Consider the following 24,502-nt stretch of genomic DNA (forward strand, 5'->3'; position numbering starts at 1 on the left):
AGCGTTCCGCTGCGGACCGCCCGGATTCTTGGGTAACGGCGCTTGACTCGAAAACCCCGCGAACTCAGAATGGTTCCATTCCGGAACCATTGCGCCGCCATGCCCAATCTTTCGATCAAGAACGTGCCCGAAGACGTGGTGGCGCGCCTGCGAGAGCGCGCCCGGGCCAACCATCGTTCGCTGCAGGGCGAACTGCTGGACCTGGCATGCCGGGCCGTGCAGGCATCCGACACCGCACTTGCGGGGAACAAGCAATCGCGGCGCGAATCCGCAGGCCACAGGACAATCGAGCAGATCGTCGCCGAACACCGCGAGCGGCAACCACTGCCCGTAGCCGAGGCGCCGAGTGCGGCCGAACTGATTCGCCGCGAACGCGATGCCCGATAACGAACTGATCGTGGCCGAGCCGGCCGGTCGATACGCGCACAAACCGCCGCTGGTGGTCGACTGCTGCGGGCTGGCGGCCGTACTTTTCGACGAACCCGGGCGGGATTCCGCCGCGCTGGCCATGGCCGGCAAGGAACTGTTCGCACCCGAACTGCTGGACCATGAGATGGCCAGTGTTGCGCTGAAGAAATCGGCTGCCGGATACCCTGAAGCCGCCCGGCAGGCACTGGCCGACCTGGCAGCGCTGCAGCTCACCCGCTGCCGGGTCGATACCGCCGCGCAGTTCGAGCTGGCCGAATGCACCGGCCTGACGGCATTCGACGCCGCCTACCTGCAACTGGCGCTGGAGTTGCACGCGCCGTTGACCACATTCGATCAGAAGCTGGGCAAAGTCGCATCCAGGATCCTTTCCGACGCGTGACGAGTTGCTCGTATGCCCTGAGCCTTACAATAAGGAAAACATCCCGAAGATCTGCATGCACTACAACCCGGCCGAACAGATTGATGCGGAACGGTGGCTGTCGATCCCCGAGGAAGAACGCCTCTACGCCATCCAGTGCTGGCTCGCCGAGCTGACCGGTTTGGAACTTGAAGACTGCCTGCTCGAGGCGGTGCCCATTCTCGCGGTGGAAAACCAGGTGGCCATGCACGACCCTCCGGTCACCCGCTCCACGCTGGAACGTCTGATGTACGGCGGCATCGACCGGATGACCGCAATCCAGGTGATGGGCGAGGTCATGGCCGAATCATTGGGTGCAGTTGTTTCGGAGAACCAGGACTACGATTCGGACGCGTTCGCCCGGGCGTTGGAGCAGATCGATCCGGCGGAGATTGCGCTCGACGACCCGAACGACGAGGCGGCCCGAAAAGGCGCAGGCGGCGTGCCCGAATTCAGCGCCGATGACCGGCAAGTGCTGATCGACTTCGGCGATCGCCATGCCGACGACGAGGCCATGTCCTGGCCCGAAACCGCCGGCTTCCTGTTCGCCGTCCAGGCGTGCCCGGACCTGGTCATGCCGTCGGAGTGGCTCGAGATCGTTCAGGGTCAGGCGGTGTTCGCCGATCTCGACGAGGCGCAAGCGGTCAGCGAAGCACGCATGGCACTGATGAACTGGATTTCCGATTGCATCCGGCAGAATCGGCCGGCCATTCCGGTCGACTGCACACCCGATGCGGAACCATTGCGCATCCTGGAAGCGGACAACAACTTCTCGCGCTGGTGCCGCGGCGTCACCAAAGGCCACGACTGGCTGGTTCAGAACTGGGATCAAGTGCTGAAGACAGACAGCGACGACGATCACGCGCAGGGCACGGCGCTGATCGTGTTTGCGTTCTTCACCGGTCGAACCATGGCCGAGCGGGTGGTCGAGGAGTTCTCCCGGGACCCGGCGAGCAGCACTCCCACCCTGGAAGAACTGGCCAACAAGTTCCACGCGCTCATCGAACAGGCCGCGCTGGAATATGCCGCGATCGGCCTGGAATATCGCCAGATGCCGTCAGCGCCGCCGCCCCGGCAGCCGGTTCGCTCTGAAAAGATCGGCCGAAACCAGCCATGCCCCTGCGGCAGCGGCAAGAAATACAAGAAATGCTGCGGCCGACCCGGCGCGGGGCATCTTCATTGACCACACCATGAGGCATGCGGGTGGATTGTCATCGTGCCGTAAGACGGCGGTAGCGTCCGGCAAAATGCTCAAGCCGCGCCACGCATCAGAACCGAAAGTAAACGAACAAGCGCCCCGGATTCTTCGAGTCCTTGTCGATGCGGTGATAGAGCTGCTTGATGTCCGGGCGCTCCAGGAACTTCAACACCCGCTTCTTGAGTTGCCCCGAGCCACGGCCGGGGATGATCTCGACCTCCTTGATGCGCTTGTCCACCGCCTCGCGGATCACCCGCTCGAGTTCATGATCGATGGCGTTGCCGCGGTTGTAGATGTCATGCAGGTCGAGTTTCAGCTTGGCCATGGTTTCAGCCCCAGTCCACTCAATCGCCCAGCCGGGCCGTGAAGCGACGCATCAGGCCGCGCGCACGGAACGAATCGGCATCGATCACGAACCCGGCGCGTTCGACCGCGGCCACGGTGTCGCGGTTCGGATGGCAACCGCCGCTGATCCACGTCCAGGCCGGCTGGATCCCGTCGAGAAGCCGCGCACCGAAGGTTGAACGGGCCTGCACGTGCTCGAGCATCAGCAGCCGCCCACCCGGGCGAAGCACGCGCTTCAACTCGCGCAGCCCGCGATCGGCGTCAGGCACGCTGCAGAACACCAGCGAGGACACCATGCAATCGAAGCTGTTATCGGCAAATGGAATCGACTCGGCCGATGCGCAGACCAGCCGGGCGTCATGCCGGCGGCGATGCGCGCGATACAGGGCATCGAAATTGGGATCGAGCGCAAACAGCTCGACACCCTCACCGTAGTCCGGCAGCCCGCGCCCCGTGCCACAACCGACCTCCAGCACCCACCCGCGGGCGCCGGCCACAAGCTTGCTGCGCCAGCGCTCGATCCCAGGCGCCAGGCGCATGAACAGGTCGTACAGCCACGGAATTTGCTCGATGCCCCTCATGGTCATTCGCTTTCAGAACTTGGGCCTGGATAATACACCGCCGGTTTCGAGACCAAGACCGACCCCGACGCCAACGCCTTCGTCCAAGGGCTCAATACGATCCACCAGGACAATCAGGTCGAGACGGCAAAGCTGGCGGAGAAGGGGCAGTGGAGTCGCAGACCGGGGGGGGCGTGGCGTAAGCGTTGGCCCATACGGGAAGCCAGACAGCGGAGGAAACGGTGATCAGAGTAGCCATCTTTCGCTGAAGGACACCTGCCTGTAGAATCACAGACTTGACTGACAAAAATGGGGTGTAGTAGCGACCGCCCTCTTAATGCCATCAAAGTAAACCGACCAGGCCCATCCGCCTGCTGGACAGAGCGAGTAGGATAGGTTTGTGCATCTTGGAAACACCAGATTACTCTGCTGAAATCGCTAGGAACCTATGAGCAAGAAGTATAGAGCCGCAGCACTTTTTAGTGGCATCGGAGGTTTTTGTCTCGGCTTCGGTCGTGCAAATATTTCAACAGCCTGGGCCATAGAAAACGACGATTACGCAGCGACGACTTACAGAAGAAATCTACAAGAAGCAAAGCTCATAGAGAGGAATGGAAAACCCAGCGACATTAGGGAAATTTCGACTTCATCGCACCAGTTAGCCGCAATGGACGTTTTTCACGCAGGATTTCCATGCCAAAGCTTTTCCCAAGCGGGCAATAGAAAGGGATTTGATGACGACCGAGGCCAACTTTTCTTTGAAGTGGTTCGCATTCTACGAGAATTAGGCGAAGACCGTCCCAAAATTGTTGTGCTGGAAAATTCACCAAATTTAAAATATGGAAAGTCTGGCCAATGGTTTCATACGGTAGCTTCAAGCCTTCGTCGCGCTGGTTACTGGTTTAGAGAGAGCAATTGCGCAGAGTTAGATCTATACGATCACTCTGCATCTCCGCAACAAAGAAATCGCCTGTTTATGGTTGCTCTTGCAACGAATAGATTCAAAAACGGTCGCTTCTTGTTTCCGCGCGCTAGTCAGCACGTGGCCCCCAAGAATCTGGAGCACTTCATCGATTTCCAAGGCGAGAAAGACGACTCATACTACTTGCCTGAACAGAACCGATACTATCGGATGATCGCTAGCAAGGCAAAAGACAAGCAGAGAATCTATCAGTTACGTAAATACACCGTTCGCGTGAAAGATAGGGGAGTCTGCCCTACATTGACCGCCAACATGGGTCGTGGCGGCCATAACGTGCCGTTCGTTTTCGATGCCAAAGGACTTCGAAAACTTACGGAGAGAGAATGCCTTGCACTTCAAGGGTTCCCTAAGGATTTTGAATTTCCTGATGACGTTCCAAATCACGCTCGATACACCCAAATTGGCAACTCTGTATCGCCTTTAGTAGCGCACTGCATCGCACAAAATGTTTCTGAGAAGCTAGAGGACGCTATCCAATATGTCTGAACCGCAACTATGGTTACACCCTGAGGACAATGCTGATCAATGGGATGGGTTTAATGATTCTGGCATTGAAACATTTTCAGGATCTCCAATCACTCATCTCGCGAGAGAGATTATTCAGAACTCAATCGACGCAAAGACTAAGGATCCGGTTGAAGTTCATTTCAAACTAGAAAAGCGCTCGATATCAATCATCCCTGATTTGGATCAGTTCAAAAAAACTTTTGCGGCATGCAGTGAAAATGCTAGCGATGAAGGAAAGAAAGCTCAGGTTTTTTTTGATAATGCAATAAAGCTTCTTAATGAAGACAAAATATCGGTTCTAGAAATTTCCGATTTCAACACGAATGGGGTAGAGGGCCCCTGCGAAAACGGTAAACCATTTTATGCACTTCTAAAGGCTCGGGGGCAAAGTAAAAAGGGATCCGTTACAGCTGCCGGTTCGTTCGGGATAGGGAAATTTGCACCATATGCCGTCTCCAACCTACGCACAGTGTTTGTATCTACAGTCTATCAAAACGAAGCAGGTGAGCTTGAACAATTAAGCCAAGGAAAATCAATTCTTATGTCGCATGACCTCGACGGTCAACGGCGTCAAGGAACCGGGTTTTTTGGCAAGCCCAAGCTTTGTCAGCCTTTGTCAGGCAATCCCAATATCCCAAGCCAGCTACTTCGCAGCAATGGGGAGCAACTAGAGCCTCATATGCTAGGAACAAAACTCGCGATACTGGGCTTCAGGGAATCTAAAAACTGGGAACATCTATTGGCCCTATCAGTGGCAATAAACTTTTTTGCGGCGCTTATTCGTGGGGAGCTTGTTGTCAAGATTGGAGACGAAATTTGTCTAGATGCATCCACGGTCTCAGATTTTCTGGATCCCGATGCGTTTGCACATATTATTCGAGGGACAGATATCACTAAAAGCAATATAGCTTATTCTGCGAGCTATCTTCACGCATTGCGTTCGGATCAAGCCTTTGCCAGCCAATCGGAGATGCGAGCACTTGGCCACGTGGAGCTACGTCTTAGCGTAGAGGAAGACTTGCCACGACGAATCGCGGTTTTAAGAAATGGCATGTTTATTACCGATCGGCTGGAGGGCCTCAGACGCTTCGGCGGATTTAAGGAATTTGCTGGCGTAATTGAATGCCAGAGTGATGAAGGGAATTCTTTGTTACGTGGCATGGAGCCACCTAGACACGATAAGTTCGAGCCTGAGAGATTGCCCACAGAGAAGGAGCAGACGCAGGCCCGCAAGGCTTTGGAGGATCTGGCCGGTTGGGTTCGTGAAATGTTACAGCGTCATGCTAAGGACGAAGTTGCCGACATCACTGAGGTTGAGGAGCTTGCCGAGTACTTCGCGGACGATTCAGATACAACACCGGGAGAGGAGGGTGATGAAGTAGACCCTCTTGGCAATGTCGTTTTCTCACCAAGACCAATAAGAAGATCCCGCCCAAGAACCCATCCCGGCGATAGCGACGAAGGCAACTCGTCAGAAGAGGGACCTAATCCTGGCGGGGGCGGCTCCGAGGGGCAAGGCGGGGGCGATGGACAAGGCGGGGCTGGCGATGGCGAAGGTGGGAACTCTTCCCCCCGGAGAGTAGGCGCTCAGGTTGAGGTCTCGCATGTGCGCATGATAGGAAGATCGTCCCAATCCATAAACCTGGCATTTACACCCTGGCGAAGCTGCAAAGCAAAGCTAGTAGTCTCTGCTGCAGGAGCAGACTCAGATGTCCCAATCGAAATAGAAAGCACCTCAAGGGGCAATGTCAAGAAAGGACATATTGAGTTTGATGCCATAGCCGGCGATAGGAGTAGATTTGAAATCGAGCTTGGTAAACCAGCCGGAGGCGCGATTAAGGTGGAAGTTTATGAAATTTGATATCAACAAAACATTTCCATATCCTGTATTGCGTCCGGGCAATGATGATTTTCTAGAGTCAGAATTTCAATGTGATGTTGACATAAGCGTTCATCAAGGTGAGGGAAATAACCATAGCAAAGCTGAATTCATTGTCTACTGTCTTACCTCGTCTGAGGATCTTTCCTCTCTCATTGAATCGGGTAAAGCATGTTATGTGGCAGTAGTTTCATGTCGATCTACCTACCTACGGATATCGCGCTCTTCGATAAAAAGTGAGTTTTCTCTGGTGGTTCCAGCTAGCGATATTAGGGATGAAGTCAAGGTTGATTTCTTTATCGTTGCAACTGACACGGTTGACCAGTTTTCCCCAAGCGACGTGAACCCTGAGTATGGCAGCTCGACTTTTTCTCTTGAGCCTGGCAATGTTTTAGCGCAGGATGAGCCTTACGTCTTCTATTTTGATAGGGAATTAATTAAGCCTGTAAGCTCTGTTTTCGACATAGTTGTAAATGAGCAATTAGAGGATGGGGCATGGCAGCTTGATTTGAATTCTGATCGAGTAAAGATCTCGGTTTCCAGAGCCACTAAAGAGTCTTTAGATTTTGCTCGCGCATCAAAGGAGCATAGGGCGACTTTGATCAATTCACTTTACTTCGCCGCTGTCTTGTATTGTGTCGATAGCATCCAGAACTCCCCAGAAGACTATGTGTCTTACCGGTGGTGTGAAGTCTTTAGGAAGCAGGCCCACAATCAAGGGCTAGATCTTGAAAAGCAGGAATCATACATTTTAGCTCAGGCTTTACTGAAGAACCCTCTCAACCTACTTACCAATTACGTTTTTGTCGATAGGTAATCATGAAACTTAGAATTTGCAAAACCTCAGTGGTCGAAGAGCTAAGATCTCGCGTTCCAGATAATTTAGACAAGTATCGTTCGGGGGATTTTTCGTTCCTAGAAACAGATACCTCTTCATTTATTCAGCTCGATATCGATGTAGATGAGGAAGCAATTTCAAATCTTCTAACAACACTTGATGCGCCTGTTGACGATTATCAGAGTGAAGTGCGCTCGGCGATCTCGGTCTTTAATGCAATGTCTAGCGTAAGCCCATACTTGGCGCGCGATGAGAGAATGTGGGTCTACCTAGCACACACATCAGGACTTGAATACTCTAGGCAACGTTGGCCAATCCCGGAAGACGAGGAAAAGGCTGTTAAGTACATTCGCACTCACTTTTTTGCAGCCACCGCGAGACAAATCGAACGAGATAACGCTATTTCCAGACTCTGGTGGGTGGCATATCTTTGCTCTAGAGTTGAGAGCGTAAGCCTTCAAAAGGCTCTCGAAGCATTTCTATATAGAGCCGACGTAAGGGCCAATATCGTAGAACGACCAACCACATCGCAGAGCTTGAGAACATTTGATGCGGTTGTGACTCGCCTGAGTGAGTCCTTGCAAACAGGAAAAGAGCTATTCGATCGGGAGCAGTTCCGTCAATCAATGGTCGAACTGAATCTGCTAGGCGGCATTAAACTCTTGGAAGCACTTCCTAGTTCCCAGTTAAACGATATGTTGAGCACTATCTTACCGAAAAAGAATTTGCAGTAGCTCTTTCGAGGAACAACATTTTTAGTAGTGTTGGTATTTTTGAATTATCCGTGTAGGACTACTGGAGCAATCGCTTGTAGTTTGTGGTTGTCTCCGCTCGTGTAGGTCGGTTTCCCTACCCGGAGACCCCGAATCAATGGTTGCAGGTATTCCACGACCTGCATCTCCTCGATCCGCACAACGACGCAACGTCGGCCATGAGAAAAGTGGCTCAGATCGAGAAAATCAACTGCCTGTTGCAAACACCTTAGCATCACGTCGACTGGTTTCGACTGCTGTCAGGCCCATTGGGCGTTGGCTGACATTGTGGCCACCGCCAGACCGATATTCTTAGGGCCGACCGTGGCGCCGACACCTAGAACCTGGAATTGATACCAATCGTTCGATTCACTTATAGGGCGGCAGTCGTTCCTTGGCGGCTACGCTCAACCCGCCCGGCACTTGTAATGCCGCTTGCCAGCGATAACCACAATCTTCGAACTGTCCGTTTCTCAGCCATAGCCTGGCTCCGCTGGCCTGCCCCTGCCGGTAGGCCCACTTGGCGATAACAAGCGATCGCTCCAGGTCATGGTCAAGCTCGGCTTCGTTGAGCCGGTGAGCCAGCTTGTGACCTTCGTCAAAGTTTTGAACACGCCAACGTTCGAGGTGGGAGACGGCGGCAAGGTAGTCGCGCTTGGCGTTGTTGCAGCCCTTGTGCGCGTGGACGAAGTTGTGGCCCAGGTCCAGTGGGTAGCGGGACCATGGGATGAAGTGATCGAGGTCGCCGGCGCCGCTGACTCGCTTTCCGCAGTAGAAGCATTTGCCCGCCTGGTGGTCCCGCAGCACGGCAGTGAATCGTTCCAGCGAACGGCGATCGGTTCCGAACAGAAATCCTTCCAGTTCCGCTTCGGCTCCCAGGACTTCCTGATTGGCGCTGATTCGATGGATCTGGCTGATCCAGCCACCGCGGATCATACTCGTGAGCATGGGGTGGAATGCCCGAAAGGCATCAGGTACACCTGGGAGCAGGCGAATCGAGCGGTCCCGGTACTCGGCTTCTCGGTAGAGAAACTCATTCTTTCGGTTTCCGACGGTCTGCAGCTTCCACAGCGGCATTTTGATGATGATGGTCGCGATGCGGCGCACCAGCGTTGACCAGGCGGTCTGGTCGGCGCGCAGCTGTCCGAGGCGACCATCAACGCGGGGGCGATACTCCTCGATCCTGCGCAGAACTTCCGCCTGGCCGCTGGTGTTTTGCCTGAGAACCTGCTCGTGGAAGGGCCTGGCCTGGTTCCAATAGTACTCGACAAACTTCTCTGCAAGCTGCTCGACGTGGAGACGAAGCGAGCCGTCCCGAGCTGCTTCGTGCTCAACCGACAGATCCGCCAAAGCCTGCATCAAAGCGAACTTGTACGTGGCCACGAATCCGCCCTCAGTCAGTAATTCCTGAAACTGACGGAGGAACCTGATGCCCTGCTCGGGTCTCATTCCAGCTCGTCCCAGTAGTTGGCTTTGTCCGACATCACGTGGCGCACCCCGCCCCTGGGATCGTGCTGATCTCCCTCGTAACGCGGGATCAGGTGCACGTGCAGGTGGAACACGGTTTGACCTGCTGCGCGACCGACGTTGATACCGATATTCCAGCCATTGGGCTGGTGCACGCATTCGATCTGCTCTCGCACCACAGGAAGCGCCGCGACCAGCGCCAGTTGCTCAGCCGGCGATGCCTCGAACCAGCCGGCGACGTGCCGGCGCGGGACGAGCAGGGCGTGGCCCGGGCTGACCGGGTAGCGATCCCACACAGCGAGCACGTGTTCGTTCTCGTGGAACACCTGGTCAGGATCCGGCTCGCAGAATGGGCAATCTGGTTTCATCACTGGAATAGGCGCAGGTAGCGCTCGAAAAGGTACTTTCGGTTGCGGCGATTTCCGGTGATCTCTGAAAGGGTCCCTAGCCCTTCGAGATCGGCAAGCAACTTGTAGGCGGTCGGCATGGAAATATTGCAAGCCCGGCTCACGCCGTCAGCATCAATAAATGGATTCTGATAGAGCGTATCGAGCAGTCGGGTGGCATGGGCTGCACGGCTGCCGAGGGATTGGGCCTGTTCGTCCACTTCGCGCTTGAGTTGCAGGATGGCATCAAAGGTGTCAACGCCGCTCTTGGCGGTTTCGATGATGCCGACCAGGAAAAACTTGAACCACTGCGCGATGTCGTCCTTCTCTCGAACCCGCATCAGGTTGTCGTAGTAATGTGTACGGTGGCTCTCCAAAAAGTCGGAGAGGTACAGCACCGGGCGCTTCAGGATGGACTTGCTGACGAGGTAGAGCGGAATCAGCATGCGACCGACCCGGCCATTGCCGTCGAGAAACGGGTGAATGGTTTCGAATTGGTAGTGCACCAACGCAATTCTTAGCAGTTCCGGGAGATGGATGTCCTCATTGTGGATGAACTGCTCCAGGTCGCTCATCAACTCCGGAATGCTGGTGTGAACGGGCGGCACGAAGATGGCGTCGCGAATCGTGGCGCCACCGATCCAGTTCTGACTGGTTCGAAACTCGCCGGGTTGCTTGTGATGACCGCGAACACCCTTCATGAGCACCCGGTGTGACAGACAGATCAGCCGAGACGAGATGGGCAGGCTTTCCATCGCCGCAATGGCTTCGTCCATTGCCGTGACATAATTCCGAACCTCTTCCCAGTCGTTCCGGCGCTCGGCCGAAACCTCTTCTCTTTCCAGCAGCGCCTCGTCCATCCGGGTCTGCGTGCCTTCGATGCGACTGCTCTGGGTGGCTTCCTTGAATACATGCATGCGGATGAACAGCTCGATGTTCGGCACGCACTCGGAGAACATATCCAGCCGGCCCAATTGTCGGTCAGCCTGGCTCAGCAGGGCCTGGATTTCCATGTCGTCCAGGCTCCACTGTCGATTGATCAGCGTTGGCTGGAAGCTTCTGTAACTGCCCTGGCGAACCCAGGACCCGGCCTTGAACGACTTCATTGCTTGAATTGATCAGTGCTTTATTTAAGAATATACAGAATACCTTAAACAATGGCAAGGCGAATTCAAGGGGTACGGCAGGCCCGCACCGCACGCAGGACAGCCTTTCGCTGCCTCTATTTCAACTTGCTGTACTTCAGTGCGTTGCCTCGCGCCAGGTCGGCCGGGTACTTCTCGGCATTGAGCTTCATCTTCTCGGCCACCGCCGGGCCGATATCTACGCCTAAGCGGTCGGAGATGGCGGCCAGGTAGATCTGGATGTCGGCGATCTCGTGGGCGACGGCCTGTTTGGCGTCCTCGGGCAGGTTGCGGCTCTCGTCCTGGGTCAGCCACTGGAACAGCTCGAGGAGTTCGCCGGCTTCTCCGGCGAGCGCCATGGCCAGGTTCTTGGGGGAGTGGAACTGGGCCCAGTCGCGCTCGGCGACGAACTGGCGGAATTGCTGTTTGAATTCGGCCAGTTCGGGCCATTCGGGGGTTGGGGTTGGTTCGTCATCTCGGCTCATGCGGGTCGGGTCCTCCGGGGCGACGAGCTGCTGGATCTCGTCAGGCCTGCGCGGCAGGCTGGATTTCGTTCTCGATGCGTTCGGCGTTCTCGATTTCGGCCTTGCGCAGTTCGTAGCTGGTTTGCAGGTTGAGCCAGGAGCGGGCATCGCCGCCGAAGTAGCGTGCCAGGCGCATGGCGGTGTCGGCGGTAATACCGCGGCGTTCACGAACGATATCGTTGATGCGCGGGGCGGGAACACGCAGCGCCTTCGACAACGCATTAGCACTCATCTCCAGAGGGACGAGATAATCTTCACGCAGGATCTCGCCGGGATGGACCGCACGCATTCCATTCTTTATGCCCATGTCGAACCTCTAGTTGCCCGGTGGGGACCGCAGAAACTCCAGGGTCTCGGCCGCATGCAGTTGGCTAAGCTTGCGTTCAGCCACCGCCAGAATGGCGGAAAAGCGACGGCTGCGGCCAGTTTCGAACAGGGCTTGCGTGTCCTTGCACCGAAAACTCCGGATCATGTTTAATGTATATCGTTAAGCGTTATATTTCAAGGGTAAAGCTGTGCAGTGATAAGGCGGACCTTTCCGCTCCTTACTCCACCAAGTCCATTTCCTCGATCAAGGCCCCGGCGCCGTCGACCTTGTCCATCACCCACAGCATGTAGCGGGTGTCGACGTGGATGGTGCGGGTGGTGCGGGGGTCGAAGTCCCAGTCGGAGTTGACTGACTCGATGGTGCCGTCGAACAGCAGGCCGACCAGTTCGCCGCGGGCGTTGAGGGTGGCCGAGCCGGAGTTGCCGCCGGTCGAATCCAGGTCGGAGAGAAAGTTGACCGGCACCGAATCGATGCTTTCGAGTTCGTAGGGGCCGTAGTCGCCCTGGCGGATCAGCTCGAGCTGGCGCTCAGGGGCGTTGAAAGGCGCCTTGCCGGTGTTCTTCTCCAGGATGCCTTCCAGGGTGGTGAAGGGCTCGTAGACCAGGCCGTCCCTGGGCGAGCCGCCCATGACCGTGCCGTAGGTGATGCGCAGGGTGGAGTTGGCATCCGGGTAGGCGGCATAGCCCTGGTCTTCCTGCCAATTGATAATGGCTTCCATGTAATCCGGCCGCAGGATCTGCATGCGCCCGACGCGGTCTTCGGACTCGGCCTCCTGCGCCATCCGGTGGTCGTAGAGCGCGGCGGCGAGCTGGATGAAGGGGTCCGTGCTGTCGTCGAGATCTGCCAGGTCGGCTTCCATCAGCGCCAGGCGACGCTCGACGTCATCCAGTTCGGTTTCTTCGTAGAAGCGATCGAGGGTCCGGGCGACTTCATCCTCGTCCCAGGTTTCGGGCAGGTCGAGGGCTTCGTCGAGTTCGGCCACGCGCGCGGTCTCGGGTGCGTTCATGTACTGCTTGAGGAAATGCAGCCACACGGCCTTGTCGACGGCCGGGTCGAAGCGGCGTTCGATCGCCTGCATGCCCTGCTTGAAGAAAGACATGTCGCGTTCCTGGTAGCCGGACTCGCGCTCGGCGTCGGGTTTCCGGCGTTCGTTGGCCAGGCGGTAGAGCCGCTGCGCGGCCGAGAGCAGGCTCGAGCGCGTGGCGTTGTCATAGTACCAGTCCTCGCGCGCGGACTGGGCCGATTCCTCGCTCAGGGCGTCGAGCTTCTCGAGCGTTTCCGCGTAGCCCTGGTCGGGGGCTTGCGATTCGATCCAGGCATCGAGGGCCTCCTCGCGCTCGCGGCGGCGCTCGACCAGGTCGACCCGGCGCGCGCCCTCGATCTGGCCGCCGAGGTTCTTGTGGTAGTTGTTCAGGCCGGCGAGCATGCTCTCGTACTTGATGCGGGCATCCGAGCCTTCCGGCGCGGCTTGCTCGATGGTCGCAATCCAGTTCTCGAGCATGTCGATGGTCTTGGGGTAGCGCCACTGAAAGGTGTTGATCACCTCGTGCATGCGCGCGTAGCGCCGGGTGGAGCCGGGGTAGCCGGCGGCCATCACGAAGTCGCCGTCGTCGAGGCCGGCGGCGGAGACTTTCAGGTGGTGCTCGGGTTCGAACGGCACGTTGTCGGCGGAATGCTCGGCGGGCTGGCCGTCCGGGCCGACGTAGGCGCGGTAGAAGGCGAAATCGCCTGTGTGGCGCGGCCACATCCAGTTGTCCTCGTCGCCGCCGTAGCGGCCGATGTTGTCGGCCGGGGCGTAGGCCAGGCGCACGTCGCGGATTTCCAGGCGGTCGATCAGCTTGTACTCGAGCCCGCCGTGGAAGCTGGCCACCTGGCAGCGATGGCCCGGCTGCTGTTCGCACTCGGCGATGATTTCCTTGCGGCGCGCGTCGATGCTGTCGTGGACGGCCTGGCCTTCCATGTCGGCACTGATGCCTTCGCGCATGCGATCGGTCACGTTCTCGACGGCGACGGTGACGTACACGCGCGTGCCCGGTGCGGCGGGCAGTTCGTCGGCCGGGTCTTCGGCCAGGAAGCCCGCTTCCAGGTAGTTCTTTTCCTCGGTGGAATTGAACTGGATCGACCCGCGCGCGCAGTGGTGGTTGGTGATCACCAGGCCCTCAGGCGAGACGAAACTGGCCGTGCAGCCGCCCAGGGAGGCGACCGCACCCATGGGGAAGGCGGTCAGCTCGTCGAGGCTGTCGGGGTCGAGTTCCAGGCCGGTCTCGCGCAGGTCCTCGGCGATCAGCGGGAGCTGGTCGGGGGTCCACATGCCTTCCTTGGCGGTGGCGGTGCCCGCCAGCGCATACGCGGCGGCCAGGGCGATCGTTGTGTATTTCATCGAGCTTGCTCCGTTTCGAGGGGCGGCCAGAGTGGCGCCGTCCAGTCGTTCGAAACGGGCAATGCTACCCGAAATCGGGAGGCGTCGGCTTATTGACAAGCCTTGCCCCCACGTTGGAGCGTCAGGTGCTAATGTTTCCGGCATTCGACAATCGGAGATTCCCCATGACGGACAACACCAACAAGGTTCTGCTGATCACCGGCGCTTCCAGCGGCATCGGCGCCGCAACCGCACGGCACGCGGCCGAGGCCGGCTACCGCCTGGCGCTGTGCGCGCGCTCGAAGGACAAGCTCGACGCCCTGGTCGAAGAGCTGGGCGCCGACCGCGCTTTCGCCACGACCTGTGATGTGACCGACTACGAGGATCAGGAGCGGATGGTGCAGGCCGCGATGGATCACTACGGCCGCATCGACGTGGTGTTCGCCAACGCCGGTGTCGGCGGTCGGCCCGCCGGCTTCGCCGGCGGCTCGGTCGACGACTGGAAGGAGATGGTCGACGTCAACATCCTGGGCGCGGCCTACACGCTGCGCGCCACCCTCGACGAGGTGAAGAAGAACAGGGGCCACGTGCTTTTGACCGGTTCGGTGGCCGGGCGGCGTACGCTGGCCGGTTCGATGTATTCGGCCACCAAGTGGGCGGTGTCGGCCATCGGCTACGGGCTGCGCGAGGAACTCAAGGGCACGGGCGTGCGCACCACGATCATCGAGCCGGGGATGGTCGATACGCCGTTTTTCGACAAGCCGGTGCCCGACGCGCTGAAGGCCGAGGACGTGGCCCGCTCGGTGATGTATGCGCTCAGCCAGCCCAAGCACGTGGACGTGCACGAAGTGCTGGTCCTGCCCACACCGCCGGAAGACGCCGTGAATTAGGACTCGGGGCCGGGCGGTCGTGCCGTGCCGCATCCCGGTGTGCGCGGTCCCGGCTCTCCGCTGCGCTCCGGCCGGGACGACAGGGTTGGGAATTCCTCCACACGTCGTCCCGGAAAGCGCGTAGCGCTTATCCGGGACCTCGCACCCTTCGGCCCGCTCATTGGTTAGGATTGACGGTTGTTGCCAAAAGGAATCGCCGAGATGCGCCGACTGTTCGTTTGCTTTGTTCTTTGCTTCATTTTCGCCGCCGCGTCGGTCCTGGCCCAGGACTCGGAACTGCGGCCGGTCACCCACGAGGACGTCTGGCTGATGAAGCGGCTGGGTTCGCCGGTGGTCAGCCCGGACGGCGAGCATGCCGTGGTATCGGTGACCGAACCGTCCTACGAGGAAGACGAGGACGTCTCCGACCTGTGGTTGATCACCGTCGACGGCTCCGAGCCGCCGCGCCGGCTGACGGCCACCCCCGGCGGCGAGTCCGGCGTGGACTGGCACCCGGACGGAAAGATGATCGCGTTTTCGGCCAAGCGCAGCGATGAAGAAGACGCCCAGGCCCAGATCCACGTGATGGACATGACCGGCCCGGGCGAAGCCCGGCGGATCACGGACTTCTCGATGGGTGCGTCCAATCCGCAGTGGAGCCCGGACGGCGAGCACATCGCCTTCGAAAGCAGCGTGTGGCCGGACGCCGATGGCAGCGAGGCCAACGCCGAGCGCAAGAAGGAAGAAGACGAAGACGGCATGAACGTCTCGCGTTACGAGCATTTCCCGGTGCGCGACTGGGACACCTGGCGCAATGAGAAGCACAAGCGCCTGTTCGTGGTCGACGCCGACCCCGAATCGGATGACGAGCCCACCGACCTGATGTTCGGCACCGAGCTGGTCTCCGGCCCCGGCTACGAGGGCGGACTACAGGCGGCCTGGACACCAGACGGCGAAGCACTGCTGATCACTGCCACGGAAAACCTGCACGAGGCCGCGCACTCGGTGGTGCGCCGGCATCTTTATCGCGTGCCGGTCGAAGGCGGCGAACCGCAACGCATCACCGACGGCGGCGACTTCAGCTGCACCGGCGCGCAGTTCTCGGCCGACGGCGAGTTCGTCTACTGCAACTACGAGCCGATCAACGAGTGGGTCTACAACCACAACGAGATCGCCCGTGCCGCCTGGAACGGCGAGGGTATCGACGGCGAACTCGAGGTGCTCACCAAGGGCTTCGACCGCTCGGTGGCCGAGTTCGATCTTGCCGCCGACGGCGAGACGATCTATTTCAGCGCCGCCGACCAGGGACGCGTTCGCCTGTTCGCCATGACGGCCGACGGCAGCGAAATCACCGTGGTCGATTCCGAGAGCCGCGGCGTCTACGGCGGCATCCAGGCCGCCGGTGACGATGGGGTCGTCGCCAACTGGGAAAGCTCCGCCGTGCCGGTCGAAGTGGTTCACGTGGACGCCACCAGCGGCCAGCACGAAGCGCTGAGCGAATTCAACGCCGAGCGCGCCGAAGGCCTGGACCGCCCCGCCTTCCGCGAGTTTTCGTTCACCTCGGAGAAGGGCCGCGAGATCCACAACTGGCTGGCGCTGCCGCCGGACTTCGATGAGTCCAAGCAGTATCCGCTCGTGCTGTTCATCCACGGCGGGCCGTTCAGCTCATCGCTGGATGCCGACCACGTGCGCTGGAGCCCGCACCTGCTGGCCTCGAAAGGCTACGTGGTGCTGCTGACCGACTACACCGGCTCGGTCGGCTACGGCGCGGAGTTCTCGCGCAACATCGAAGGTGATCCGCTGAAAACCCCGGGCGAGGAACTGGTGGAAGCCGCCGATCTAGCCACCGAACGCTTCGACTTCATCGACCCCGAGCGCCAGGCGGCCACCGGCGCGAGCTACGGCGGCCACCTGGTCAACTGGCTGCTGGCCACCACCGATCGCTTCGACGCCCTGGTCGGCCACGCCGGCCTGGTGGACCTGGAAGGCCAGTACACCACCAGCGACGTCATCTACCACCGCGAGCGCATGAACGACGGCCCGCCCTGGGGCGACAGCGAGGTGTGGGAAGAGCAGAGCCCGTCGAGCTACGTCGAGAATTTCTCCACGCCCACCATGCTGACCATCGGCGAGTCCGACTACCGCGTGCCGCTCAACCAGACCCTGGCCGCCTGGAGCTACCTGCAACGCATGCAGGTGCCCTCGCGCCTGCTGGTCTTCCACGATGCCAACCACTGGATCATGAAGGGCAAGGAAGCGCGCTACTTCTGGGAAGAGGTGCATGCCTGGCTGGCGGAGTATCTGAAAGAAGAATAGCGGTGTCGTCCCGGAAGCCGCAAAGCGGCTATCCGGGATCTCGCACCTGTCGGCCGGCACTCAGTCCGGCCGTGCGGAAACTTCAGCGTGCGAGGTCCCGGCTCAAGGCCGGGACGACAGGGAATTCAGGTGTATTCGCCGGCAGGTTCGCTGACTTGTTGGGGACGAGCGTGACTTTGCATCCAGCCGCGAAACGCTTTTTCGTCCATTTCACCGGAAGACATCGAGATAAACGCCGCATATCGATCGTCCAATGAGTTCACCAGGTCCCAGCCGTTAATCATCAGGAAGGTTCGGCACACCACGTACGCGGTCCGCTTGTTTCCATCGACGAACGGATGATTCCGTGCGAGGCCGAACGCGTAGGCCGCGACCAATGCTGGAATGTCCGCACTGTCGCCCCCGTATGCATACAACTGGCGCGGACGCGCCATGGCCGATTCGAACATACCGCGATCACGAATGCCGGTTCCGCCCCCGTGCTCGGCCAGCTGCCGTTCGTGAATCGCTAGGGCGAATTCCTCAGTTATCCAGGTCGGTTCAGGCATGGCTCATTGCGCGAGCTTGCGCAGAAGTTCGCGATCCTCTCGCATGATCTTCTCGGCCACATCCATCTGCCGCGCCATCTCCGGGTCGTACGGGCTGAGCACGATGCCGTCGGGCGTTTCGCGCACCATCAGCTCGTCGCCGCGGCCCACGCGCAGGCGTTCGAGCACGTCCTTGGGCAGGATCACGCCGGTGGAATTGCCGATGGCGGAAACTTTCAGCTTGCGGGTCATGGTTGGTGCTCCGGAGTACTTGATTTGGTCAGTATAACAAACGTATTACGCGCTCTTTTCCCATAAGGCATTCCCCTGTCATCCCGGACAGCGCTTGAGCGCTGATCCGGGATCTCGCACGGGCAATTTGCCCCTCAGCCAAGACCGTGCCGGATTCCGGCGTGCGGGGTCCCGGCTCGGGGGCCGGGACGACAGGGGTTGGGGTTTCAGCGCAGCACGTCCTGGTGGGCCAGTTCGATCCCGAGGTGGCTCTCGTAGGGCGGCACGGTGCAGTGGATGACCCAGTCCGGGCGGATATCGAAGCGCGCGCCGACGAAGTCGGCGTGCACCGGCATCTTCAGGCCCGGCCGTGCGCACAGGAAGGCGGTCTGGATGTGAGTGGCGCCCTCGGCGCGCAGGTAGCAGGCCGCATGAAACATGGTCTCGCCCGTGTAGAGCACGTCGTCGACCAGGATCATGTGACGGTCCTCGATATCGACGTCGAGTTCATCGTCGTCGAGGTGCGGGCGATGGTGCAGCAGTTCCAGCGAGTCGCTATAGCGCTTGAGTTCGAGCACGCCGATTTCGGGATGGCGGCCGTGATCTCGCGCCAGTCGATCGGCCAGCATCTCGGCAAGGGGCTTGCCGCGCCGGACGATGCCGACCAGCACCGTCGAGGCACCGATGTGGGGCGCGATGCGCCCGGCCAGCTCGTCGAGCAAGCCCTCCACGCCGTCGGCGTCGATGACCTGCAGTTCGCTTTTCTCGTCGCCTTCGCTTCGGGTCACGTGTCCGATCCTGCTGAATTCGTCAGTTAGCCTCGGCCGCACGCCTGGCGGCGGCCTCCACACGGTCGCGGTGGTCGGCGAGTGCATCGCTGAGCCCGACCGGATACGGATTGTCCGCGCGCTCAACGGCCAGAATCTCTTCCGCCAGCGCACCCAGCCGGCGGCCGGCCCGCTCGCGCGCCCGGTCGGGATCGTCAGCCTCGCGCCGGCGACGCCCGTCGATAACGAAGGGCTCGAGCAGGGGGCTTCCTTCCAGCGCTTCGTCGCGACGCCCGAGCGTGTCGCCGATCGCCTTGTCGCCATCGTAGCGGCGAAAGATCTGCTTGGCGCCGGGCAGCGTCGGCTTGCCGCTGGAGAGCTTCATGCGGCCTTCGCCGGCATATTCGACCAGCTTGTAGGCGATATCCAGGTCGGGGGCGTCGGGCGACATGCCCATGGCGGTGCCGACGCCGAAACCGTCGATGGGCGCGCCTTCTTCGAGCATGTCGCGGATCTCGAATTCGTCCAGGCCGCCGCTGACGAAGATCGAAACCTTGTCCAGCCCGGCCTCGTCGAGGATTTCGCGTGACTCGCGGGCCAGCTCGACGAGATCACCCGAGTCAATGCGGATGCCGCTGACCCGGAATTCGTCGCCCAGCTCCCGGGCCAGTTGAACCACCTTCTTCACACCCGCGATCGTATCGAAGGTGTCGACCAGCAGGACCGTCTCAGGAAACTCGGCGGCGAACTTGCGAAAGGCGTCCATTTCACTGTCGTGGGCCTGCACGTAGCTGTGCGCCATGGTGCCGGAGATGGGGATGCCGTAGGTCTTGCCGGCGAGGACGTTGGAGGTTGCCGTCACGCCCGCCACGTGAAAGGCCTTGGCCGCCTTCAGCCCGTTGTCGGCGCCGTGAATCCGGCGCAGCCCGAAATCGAGCACCGGCCGACCACGGGCGGATTGGACGATGCGCGCGGCCTTGGTCACCAGCACCGACTGCACGTGCATCTGGTTCATCGCCCAGGTCTCGACGATCTGGGCCTGCGCCACCGGCGCGGTGACTTCCAGCAGCGGCTCCTGCGGAAACACCGGCGTGCCGTCGGGCAGCGCGTGCACCTCGCCGGTGAACTCGAAGTCCGACAACCATTCCACAAACGCATCGGAGAACTTGCCGGTATCGCGCAGGTACTCGAGATCGTCGTCGCCGAATCGCAGGTCGCACAGGAAATCGACGACGTCCTCGATGCCGCACGAGAGGATGTAGTTCCGGTTGTCGGGCAGGTTGCGATAGAACAGGCTGAAGGTCGCCGGCTGAGACATGCCCTCGGCGACGTAGGCCTGGGCCATGGTTAGCTGGTACATGTCGGTGAACAGCGCGGCGCTCGAGCCGCTGATATACGGCTCGCTGGTGTGGTCCGAGTGCACAAGTCCTACCCGTTTCGGATTCGCCATCCATATTAACGCAGCCCGCCCGGCGTCGCCGTCCGGTGCTGATGCATGGGTGATTGCCGGGAATGTGACGACCATCCCCACCCGCAAAACCGGAATCTGCTAGATTCTGCGGTCCCCCAGTATTCAGGAAGCAATTGATGTCTGCAGTTTCGAAGGTGTTCCAGCCTCTGCTCGCGCTGGCGGTGATCGCCGGCCTTTTCGGTGCCGCCGTGGCCCAGCCCCCCATCGTGCAGCCCGGCAAGCCGGGCGAGCCCAGCCGCACGATCAATGCCGAGGAGGCGATCGACCTGGCCAGCATCGGCTACTCGGAGGCCGACGTGACCTTCATGACCGACATGATTCCGCACCATCACCAGGCCCTGGTGATGTCGGACCTGGTGGCCGAGCGCACCGGGCGCAACGAGATGACCGAGCTGGCCGAGCGCATCACCGCCTCGCAGAAAGACGAGATCGCCTTCATGCAGGACTGGCTGCGCGATCACGGCGAGGAAGTGCCCGACCCGACCGAACACGACGCCATGCACACCCATCACGACATGGCCGGCATGGCCAGCCCCGAGGAAATCGAAGAACTGAAGGCCGCCAGCGGCCCGGACTTCGACCGCCTGTTCCTCGAGCTGATGATCGACCACCACCAGGGCGCGATCACCATGGTCGACGAGCTGATCGAGACCACTGGTTCGGCCCAGGACCCGGTGCTGTACGAGTTCACCACCGACGTCGTCAACGACCAGGAATCCGAGATCGAGCGCATGACCGCCATGCTGGCCGGTTTCTCGCCCGACCCGCGCGTCGGCCTGGCCGCCGGATTCCGCGACGCCGGCGAGGCGATTTCCAACCTGGAGCTGGTCGCTGCCCTGCCCAAGCCCGACGGCTTCTTCGACCCCGAACATCCCGCCGGAAGGCCGATTCCGCGTGACGATGAAGACGAGGACGACGAGGACGAGGCGGACGAAGAGGAAGCCGACGATCAGGAAGGCGAAGCGGCCGAAGATGAAGAGGGTGGCCGCAAGAACGACGGCAAGCCACGCCCGTCGTTGCTGAGTTTCTCCAACACGGACATGGCCTTCACCGATGATGTGCTGGTGGCCGGCAACTACCACGGCTTCAACGTCTACGACATCAGCAGCGAGAAACCCGAACTGATGAGTTCCATCGTCTGTCCCGGCGGGCAGGGTGACGTCTCGATCGCCGGCGACCTGCTGATCATGTCGGTGCAGGACATGCGTGCCCGGGTCGACTGCGGCCTGATGGGCGTGGCCGGCAAGGTCAGCGAGGACCGCTTCCGGGGCCTGCGTATCTTCGATATCTCCGACCTGACCCGACCGGTGCAGGTCGGCAGCGTGCAGACCTGCCGCGGTTCGCACACCCACACCATCGTCTCCGGCGACGGCGAGTCGGGCTCGCTGATCGTCTACAACTCCGGCACATCCCCGGTGCGCGAGGAAGAGGAAATGGAAGGCTGCGTCGATACCACCCGCTACGGCGACGAGCGCACGGCGCTGTTCCGCATCGACATCATCGAAATTCCGGTCGAGCGACCGCAGGACGCCCATATCGTCGACAGCCCGGCGGTGTTCGCCGACCCCGAATCCGGCAACCTGGCCGGCCTGTGGGCCGGCGGCGACCACGGCGAGGAGACCCAGGAAACCAACGAGACCGACCACTGCCACGACATCACGGTCTTTCCCGAGAAGAACCTGGCCGCCGGTGCGTGCTCGGGCAACGGCATCCTGTTCGATATTTCCGATCCGCTGAACCCGCAGCGCATCGACGAGGTTGTCGACCCCGGCTTCGCGTACTGGCACTCGGCCACCTTCAACAACGACGGCACCAAGGTGCTGTTCACCGACGAATGGGGCGGCGGCAGCCGGCCGCGCTGCCGCGCTTCCGACCCGCTCGACTGGGGCGCGGACGCCTTCTACGACATCGTCGACGGCGAGCTGGTCGAAGGCGGCTACTTCAAGATGCCCGCACCGCAGACCCCGGAAGAAAACTGCGTCGCCCATAACGGCTCGATCATCCCCGTCCCCGGCCGCGACATCTTCGTTCAGGCCTGGTACCAGGGCGGCGTCTCGGTGGTCGACTTCACCGACTCGTCCAATCCCTACGAGATTGCCTTCTTCGACCGCGGCCCGGTCAATGGCGAGGAACTGACCATGGGCGGCTACTGGTCGACCTACTGGTACGACGGCCGCATCTACGGCACCGAGATCGCCCGAGGCGTGGACGTATTCGAACTGGTGCCGAGCGAGCATCTGAGCGAGGACGAGATCGCCGCGGCCAAGGCCGCGCTCGGCGGCGAGCGGTTCAACCCGCAGACCCAGACCCGCCTGAGCTGGCCCGACACGCCGGTGGTCGCGCGCGCCTATGCCGACCAGCTCGAGCGCAGCGAGATCCTGCGCGAAGACCATCGTGCGCAGCTCGACGCCGCACTGGCGTCGTTCGAGGCCGACAAGGGCGACGCGCGGGCGCTGGCATCCCTGGCCAGCCTGTTCGGCGAACAGTCGCACCAGCACGAAGGCACCACCCGCAAGCGCCTGGGTGCCCTGGCCGCCACCCTGCAGGGCATCGCCGAGGCAACGGAGTAATCCGCCTGTCGTCCCGGAAGCCGCAAAGCGGCTATCCGGGATTTCGCAGCCATCGGCCGGCTATCAGTCGGGCCGTGCAGATACACAGCGTGCGGAGTCCCGGCTCTTCGCTGCGCTCCGGCCGGGACGACAAACTCGGTGAAACCCATAACCCTGTCGTCCCGGAAACGGCGGTCAGCCGTTATCCGGGACCTCGCCACTGTTGTACATTGAGCGGATGGCTCCGTCTCGGCCAATCTTCCGCCAGGCCCCCAGCGTGCCGCTGCCGGCACGCCTGTTCTTTACCCTGTGGATGGCCGCCTGGGTGCCGGTGGTCATCGCAACCCAGGGACCGCAGAACTTCTGGTGGCTGTGCAACCTGGCCCAGTTCATCGTGTTGTGGTGTGTCTGGCAGCCCCAGCCCCTGCTGCTGTCGAGCCAGGCCGGCACGGTGGTTCTGGTGGGGCTGGTCTGGACGCTCGACCTGGTCGCCGCGCTGGTGCTGGGAGACAGCCCGACCGGCATCACCACCTACATGTTCAATAATGAACTCCCGCTGGCCCTGCGGGCGACCTCCACCTATCACGTCTGGCTGCCGCTGTTCATGCTCTGGCTGTGCCGCCGCGAGCAGGTCGGCTACGACCGTCGCGGCCCCTGGCTGCAGTGCCTGATCGGTTCGGTGGCGATCGTCGGCGGCTGGTGGCTCGGCGAGCCGGAGCGCAACCTCAACTACACGCACGCGCCCTTCGGCATCGAACAGGTGTGGCTGCCCGCGCCGCTGTACGTTGCGGCCTTGTGCCTCGCGACCGCGCTGCTGGTCTACCTGCCCGGGCACTGGCTGGTGCGAGTCGCCGTCGGCCAGCAGCGGCCCTGACGCAGGCATGCCCGCGCGGCAGCCTTTATGATGAGGTTGTGCCGCAAACGACGGAGGGCCACGACATGCGACCGTCTTCCCTGATCACCCTGGCTGCCATCCTGCTGTCTGTGGCTGCAGTCGCGGAGCCACCGCAACCCGAGTTGCTACTCGAAGGCGGTGGCTCACCGCCCGCCCAGTACCCGGACGAACGCGCCAGTGAGCGCGCGCACATGGTCGACGGCCAGGTCGCCGCCCGCGGCGTCGACAGCGAACGCGTACTCGAGGCGATGCGCGACGTACCCCGCCACAGGTTCGTACCCGAGGCGCAGAGACGGCAGGCCTACGACGACCGGCCGCTGCCGATCGGCCACGGCCAGACCATTTCGCAGCCCTACATGGTCGCGTTCATGAGCGAAGAGCTCGACGTCGAGCCGGGCGATCGGGTGCTCGAGGTGGGTACCGGTTCGGGCTACCAGGCCGCGGTGCTCGCGGCCATGGGCGTGGAAGTGGTCTCCATCGAGATCATCCCCGAGCTGGCCGAATCGGCCGCCGAAAAGCTGGCGTCGCTGGATTTCGGCAACGTCACCGTGCTGGCCGGCGACGGCTACTACGGCCACGCCGAAGGCGGGCCGTATGACGGCATCATCGTCACCGCCGCGGCCGACCACGTCCCGCCGCCGCTGGTCGAACAACTCGAACCCGGTGAGCGCATGATCATCCCGGTGGGGCGATCGGGCTGGCAGCAGAACCTGCTGCGGGTGGAGAAACGGCCCGACGGCTCGACTCGCTCGCGCAACCTGATGGCCGTTCGCTTCGTGCCCCTGACCGGCGATCACTGACA

The 24,502-nt window shown here is 60.8% G+C and carries 24 protein-coding genes and 1 pseudogene; 12 read left to right on the forward strand and 13 right to left on the reverse strand.

What is annotated here, in order from left to right; translation table 11 throughout:
• The first annotated feature begins 99 nt into the window (after window positions 1-99).
• From DZK26_RS04385 to DZK26_RS14505, 3 genes are read left to right on the forward strand one after another with little or no spacing between them, the layout of a single operon-like run.
• A complete protein-coding gene (locus DZK26_RS04385) occupies window positions 100-387 on the forward strand; it encodes a FitA-like ribbon-helix-helix domain-containing protein (RefSeq protein WP_116898937.1) in 288 nt (95 codons plus the stop codon).
• Window positions 377-808, forward strand: a complete 432-nt coding sequence (locus DZK26_RS04390; protein WP_116898936.1) for a type II toxin-antitoxin system VapC family toxin — start codon at window positions 377-379, stop codon at window positions 806-808. Before DZK26_RS04385 ends, DZK26_RS04390 begins: the two co-directional genes overlap by 11 nt.
• Window positions 809-863: 55 nt before the next feature.
• Complete coding sequence (locus DZK26_RS14505) at window positions 864-2,009, forward strand: UPF0149 family protein (protein WP_116898956.1); 1,146 nt, start codon at window positions 864-866, stop codon at window positions 2,007-2,009.
• Between the two features lie 85 nt (window positions 2,010-2,094).
• On the opposite strand, the gene DZK26_RS04400 is transcribed toward DZK26_RS14505, so the two are convergent.
• Both DZK26_RS04400 and DZK26_RS04405 read right to left on the reverse strand, forming a co-directional pair.
• Complete coding sequence (locus DZK26_RS04400; RefSeq protein WP_116898935.1) at window positions 2,095-2,349, reverse strand: Smr/MutS family protein; 255 nt, start codon at window positions 2,347-2,349, stop codon at window positions 2,095-2,097.
• 19 nt (window positions 2,350-2,368) lie between these two features.
• Complete coding sequence (locus DZK26_RS04405; RefSeq protein ID WP_116898955.1) at window positions 2,369-2,950, reverse strand: class I SAM-dependent methyltransferase; 582 nt, start codon at window positions 2,948-2,950, stop codon at window positions 2,369-2,371.
• Between the two features lie 427 nt (window positions 2,951-3,377).
• On the opposite strand from DZK26_RS04405, the gene DZK26_RS04410 reads away from it, so the two are divergent.
• Genes DZK26_RS04410 through DZK26_RS14120 form a run of 4 tightly spaced genes read left to right on the forward strand, consistent with a single transcriptional unit; the run spans window position 3,378 to window position 7,869 of the window.
• Window positions 3,378-4,397 carry a DNA cytosine methyltransferase gene (locus DZK26_RS04410; RefSeq protein WP_116898934.1) on the forward strand — a complete coding sequence of 340 codons (1,020 nt, stop codon included), beginning with the start codon at window positions 3,378-3,380 and terminating at the stop codon, window positions 4,395-4,397.
• Window positions 4,390-6,279 carry a hypothetical protein gene (locus DZK26_RS14115; RefSeq protein ID WP_147306705.1) on the forward strand — a complete coding sequence of 630 codons (1,890 nt, stop codon included), beginning with the start codon at window positions 4,390-4,392 and terminating at the stop codon, window positions 6,277-6,279. The genes DZK26_RS04410 and DZK26_RS14115 overlap by 8 nt, the downstream gene beginning before the upstream one ends.
• On the forward strand, window positions 6,269-7,114 hold the full coding sequence (locus DZK26_RS04415; protein ID WP_147306704.1) for a hypothetical protein: 846 nt from the start codon (window positions 6,269-6,271) through the stop codon (window positions 7,112-7,114). The genes DZK26_RS14115 and DZK26_RS04415 overlap by 11 nt, the downstream gene beginning before the upstream one ends.
• A 2-nt stretch (window positions 7,115-7,116) precedes the next feature.
• Complete coding sequence (locus DZK26_RS14120; RefSeq protein ID WP_147306703.1) at window positions 7,117-7,869, forward strand: DUF6339 family protein; 753 nt, start codon at window positions 7,117-7,119, stop codon at window positions 7,867-7,869.
• 387 nt (window positions 7,870-8,256) lie between these two features.
• Here the strand turns inward: DZK26_RS14120 and DZK26_RS04420 are convergent, their stop codons facing one another.
• The 7 genes and pseudogenes from DZK26_RS04420 to DZK26_RS04450 all read right to left on the reverse strand — a co-directional run bounded on the left by DZK26_RS04420 (window position 8,257) and on the right by DZK26_RS04450 (window position 14,096).
• Window positions 8,257-9,336 carry an HNH endonuclease gene (locus DZK26_RS04420; protein WP_116898932.1) on the reverse strand — a complete coding sequence of 360 codons (1,080 nt, stop codon included), beginning with the start codon at window positions 9,334-9,336 and terminating at the stop codon, window positions 8,257-8,259.
• Window positions 9,333-9,722, reverse strand: a complete 390-nt coding sequence (locus tag DZK26_RS04425; protein WP_116898931.1) for an HIT family protein — start codon at window positions 9,720-9,722, stop codon at window positions 9,333-9,335. The genes DZK26_RS04420 and DZK26_RS04425 overlap by 4 nt, the downstream gene beginning before the upstream one ends.
• Complete coding sequence (locus DZK26_RS04430) at window positions 9,722-10,846, reverse strand: Fic family protein (RefSeq protein WP_116898930.1); 1,125 nt, start codon at window positions 10,844-10,846, stop codon at window positions 9,722-9,724. Before DZK26_RS04430 ends, DZK26_RS04425 begins: the two co-directional genes overlap by 1 nt.
• 116 nt (window positions 10,847-10,962) lie before the next feature.
• On the reverse strand, window positions 10,963-11,349 hold the full coding sequence (locus tag DZK26_RS04435; protein ID WP_116898929.1) for a nucleotide pyrophosphohydrolase: 387 nt from the start codon (window positions 11,347-11,349) through the stop codon (window positions 10,963-10,965).
• A gap of 40 nt (window positions 11,350-11,389) precedes the next feature.
• Window positions 11,390-11,677: a HigA family addiction module antitoxin gene (locus tag DZK26_RS04440; RefSeq protein WP_220337234.1), complete on the reverse strand. Its 288-nt coding sequence runs from the start codon at window positions 11,675-11,677 to the stop codon at window positions 11,390-11,392.
• 30 nt (window positions 11,678-11,707) lie between these two features.
• Window positions 11,708-11,860 (reverse strand): annotated as a pseudogene (locus tag DZK26_RS14510) (type II toxin-antitoxin system RelE/ParE family toxin); the annotation flags it as partial.
• A 73-nt stretch (window positions 11,861-11,933) separates the two neighbouring features.
• Window positions 11,934-14,096, reverse strand: coding sequence for a S46 family peptidase (locus tag DZK26_RS04450; protein WP_116898927.1), 2,163 nt, complete (start codon window positions 14,094-14,096; stop codon window positions 11,934-11,936).
• 164 nt (window positions 14,097-14,260) lie between these two features.
• Between DZK26_RS04450 and DZK26_RS04455 the strand changes: the two genes are divergently transcribed.
• Window positions 14,261-14,965 carry an SDR family oxidoreductase gene (locus DZK26_RS04455; protein ID WP_116898926.1) on the forward strand — a complete coding sequence of 235 codons (705 nt, stop codon included), beginning with the start codon at window positions 14,261-14,263 and terminating at the stop codon, window positions 14,963-14,965.
• 201 nt (window positions 14,966-15,166) lie between these two features.
• Window positions 15,167-17,260 carry a S9 family peptidase gene (locus DZK26_RS04460; protein WP_116898925.1) on the forward strand — a complete coding sequence of 698 codons (2,094 nt, stop codon included), beginning with the start codon at window positions 15,167-15,169 and terminating at the stop codon, window positions 17,258-17,260.
• A gap of 125 nt (window positions 17,261-17,385) precedes the next feature.
• On the opposite strand, the gene DZK26_RS04465 is transcribed toward DZK26_RS04460, so the two are convergent.
• From DZK26_RS04465 to DZK26_RS04480, 4 genes are all read right to left on the reverse strand, one after another.
• On the reverse strand, window positions 17,386-17,808 hold the full coding sequence (locus tag DZK26_RS04465; protein ID WP_116898924.1) for a type II toxin-antitoxin system death-on-curing family toxin: 423 nt from the start codon (window positions 17,806-17,808) through the stop codon (window positions 17,386-17,388).
• 3 nt (window positions 17,809-17,811) lie between these two features.
• A complete protein-coding gene (locus tag DZK26_RS04470; protein WP_116898923.1) occupies window positions 17,812-18,039 on the reverse strand; it encodes an AbrB/MazE/SpoVT family DNA-binding domain-containing protein in 228 nt (75 codons plus the stop codon).
• A 206-nt stretch (window positions 18,040-18,245) separates the two neighbouring features.
• On the reverse strand, window positions 18,246-18,806 hold the full coding sequence (locus tag DZK26_RS04475; protein ID WP_181918460.1) for a phosphoribosyltransferase family protein: 561 nt from the start codon (window positions 18,804-18,806) through the stop codon (window positions 18,246-18,248).
• Between the two features lie 22 nt (window positions 18,807-18,828).
• Entirely contained in the window at window positions 18,829-20,145 is a 1,317-nt protein-coding gene (locus tag DZK26_RS04480; protein WP_404976178.1) for a nicotinate phosphoribosyltransferase, read from the reverse strand.
• A gap of 227 nt (window positions 20,146-20,372) precedes the next feature.
• On the opposite strand from DZK26_RS04480, the gene DZK26_RS04485 reads away from it, so the two are divergent.
• The 3 genes from DZK26_RS04485 to DZK26_RS04495 all read left to right on the forward strand — a co-directional run bounded on the left by DZK26_RS04485 (window position 20,373) and on the right by DZK26_RS04495 (window position 24,500).
• Window positions 20,373-22,826, forward strand: a complete 2,454-nt coding sequence (locus DZK26_RS04485; protein ID WP_116898920.1) for a DUF305 domain-containing protein — start codon at window positions 20,373-20,375, stop codon at window positions 22,824-22,826.
• Between the two features lie 217 nt (window positions 22,827-23,043).
• On the forward strand, window positions 23,044-23,679 hold the full coding sequence (locus DZK26_RS04490; RefSeq protein ID WP_147306702.1) for a hypothetical protein: 636 nt from the start codon (window positions 23,044-23,046) through the stop codon (window positions 23,677-23,679).
• A 65-nt stretch (window positions 23,680-23,744) separates the two neighbouring features.
• Window positions 23,745-24,500, forward strand: a complete 756-nt coding sequence (locus DZK26_RS04495; protein ID WP_116898918.1) for a protein-L-isoaspartate(D-aspartate) O-methyltransferase — start codon at window positions 23,745-23,747, stop codon at window positions 24,498-24,500.
• The last annotated feature ends 2 nt before the right edge of the window (window positions 24,501-24,502 follow it).

Origin of the sequence: Wenzhouxiangella sp. 15190 (genome assembly GCF_003417465.1) — a bacterium.
GTDB lineage: Bacteria > Pseudomonadota > Gammaproteobacteria > Xanthomonadales > Wenzhouxiangellaceae > Wenzhouxiangella.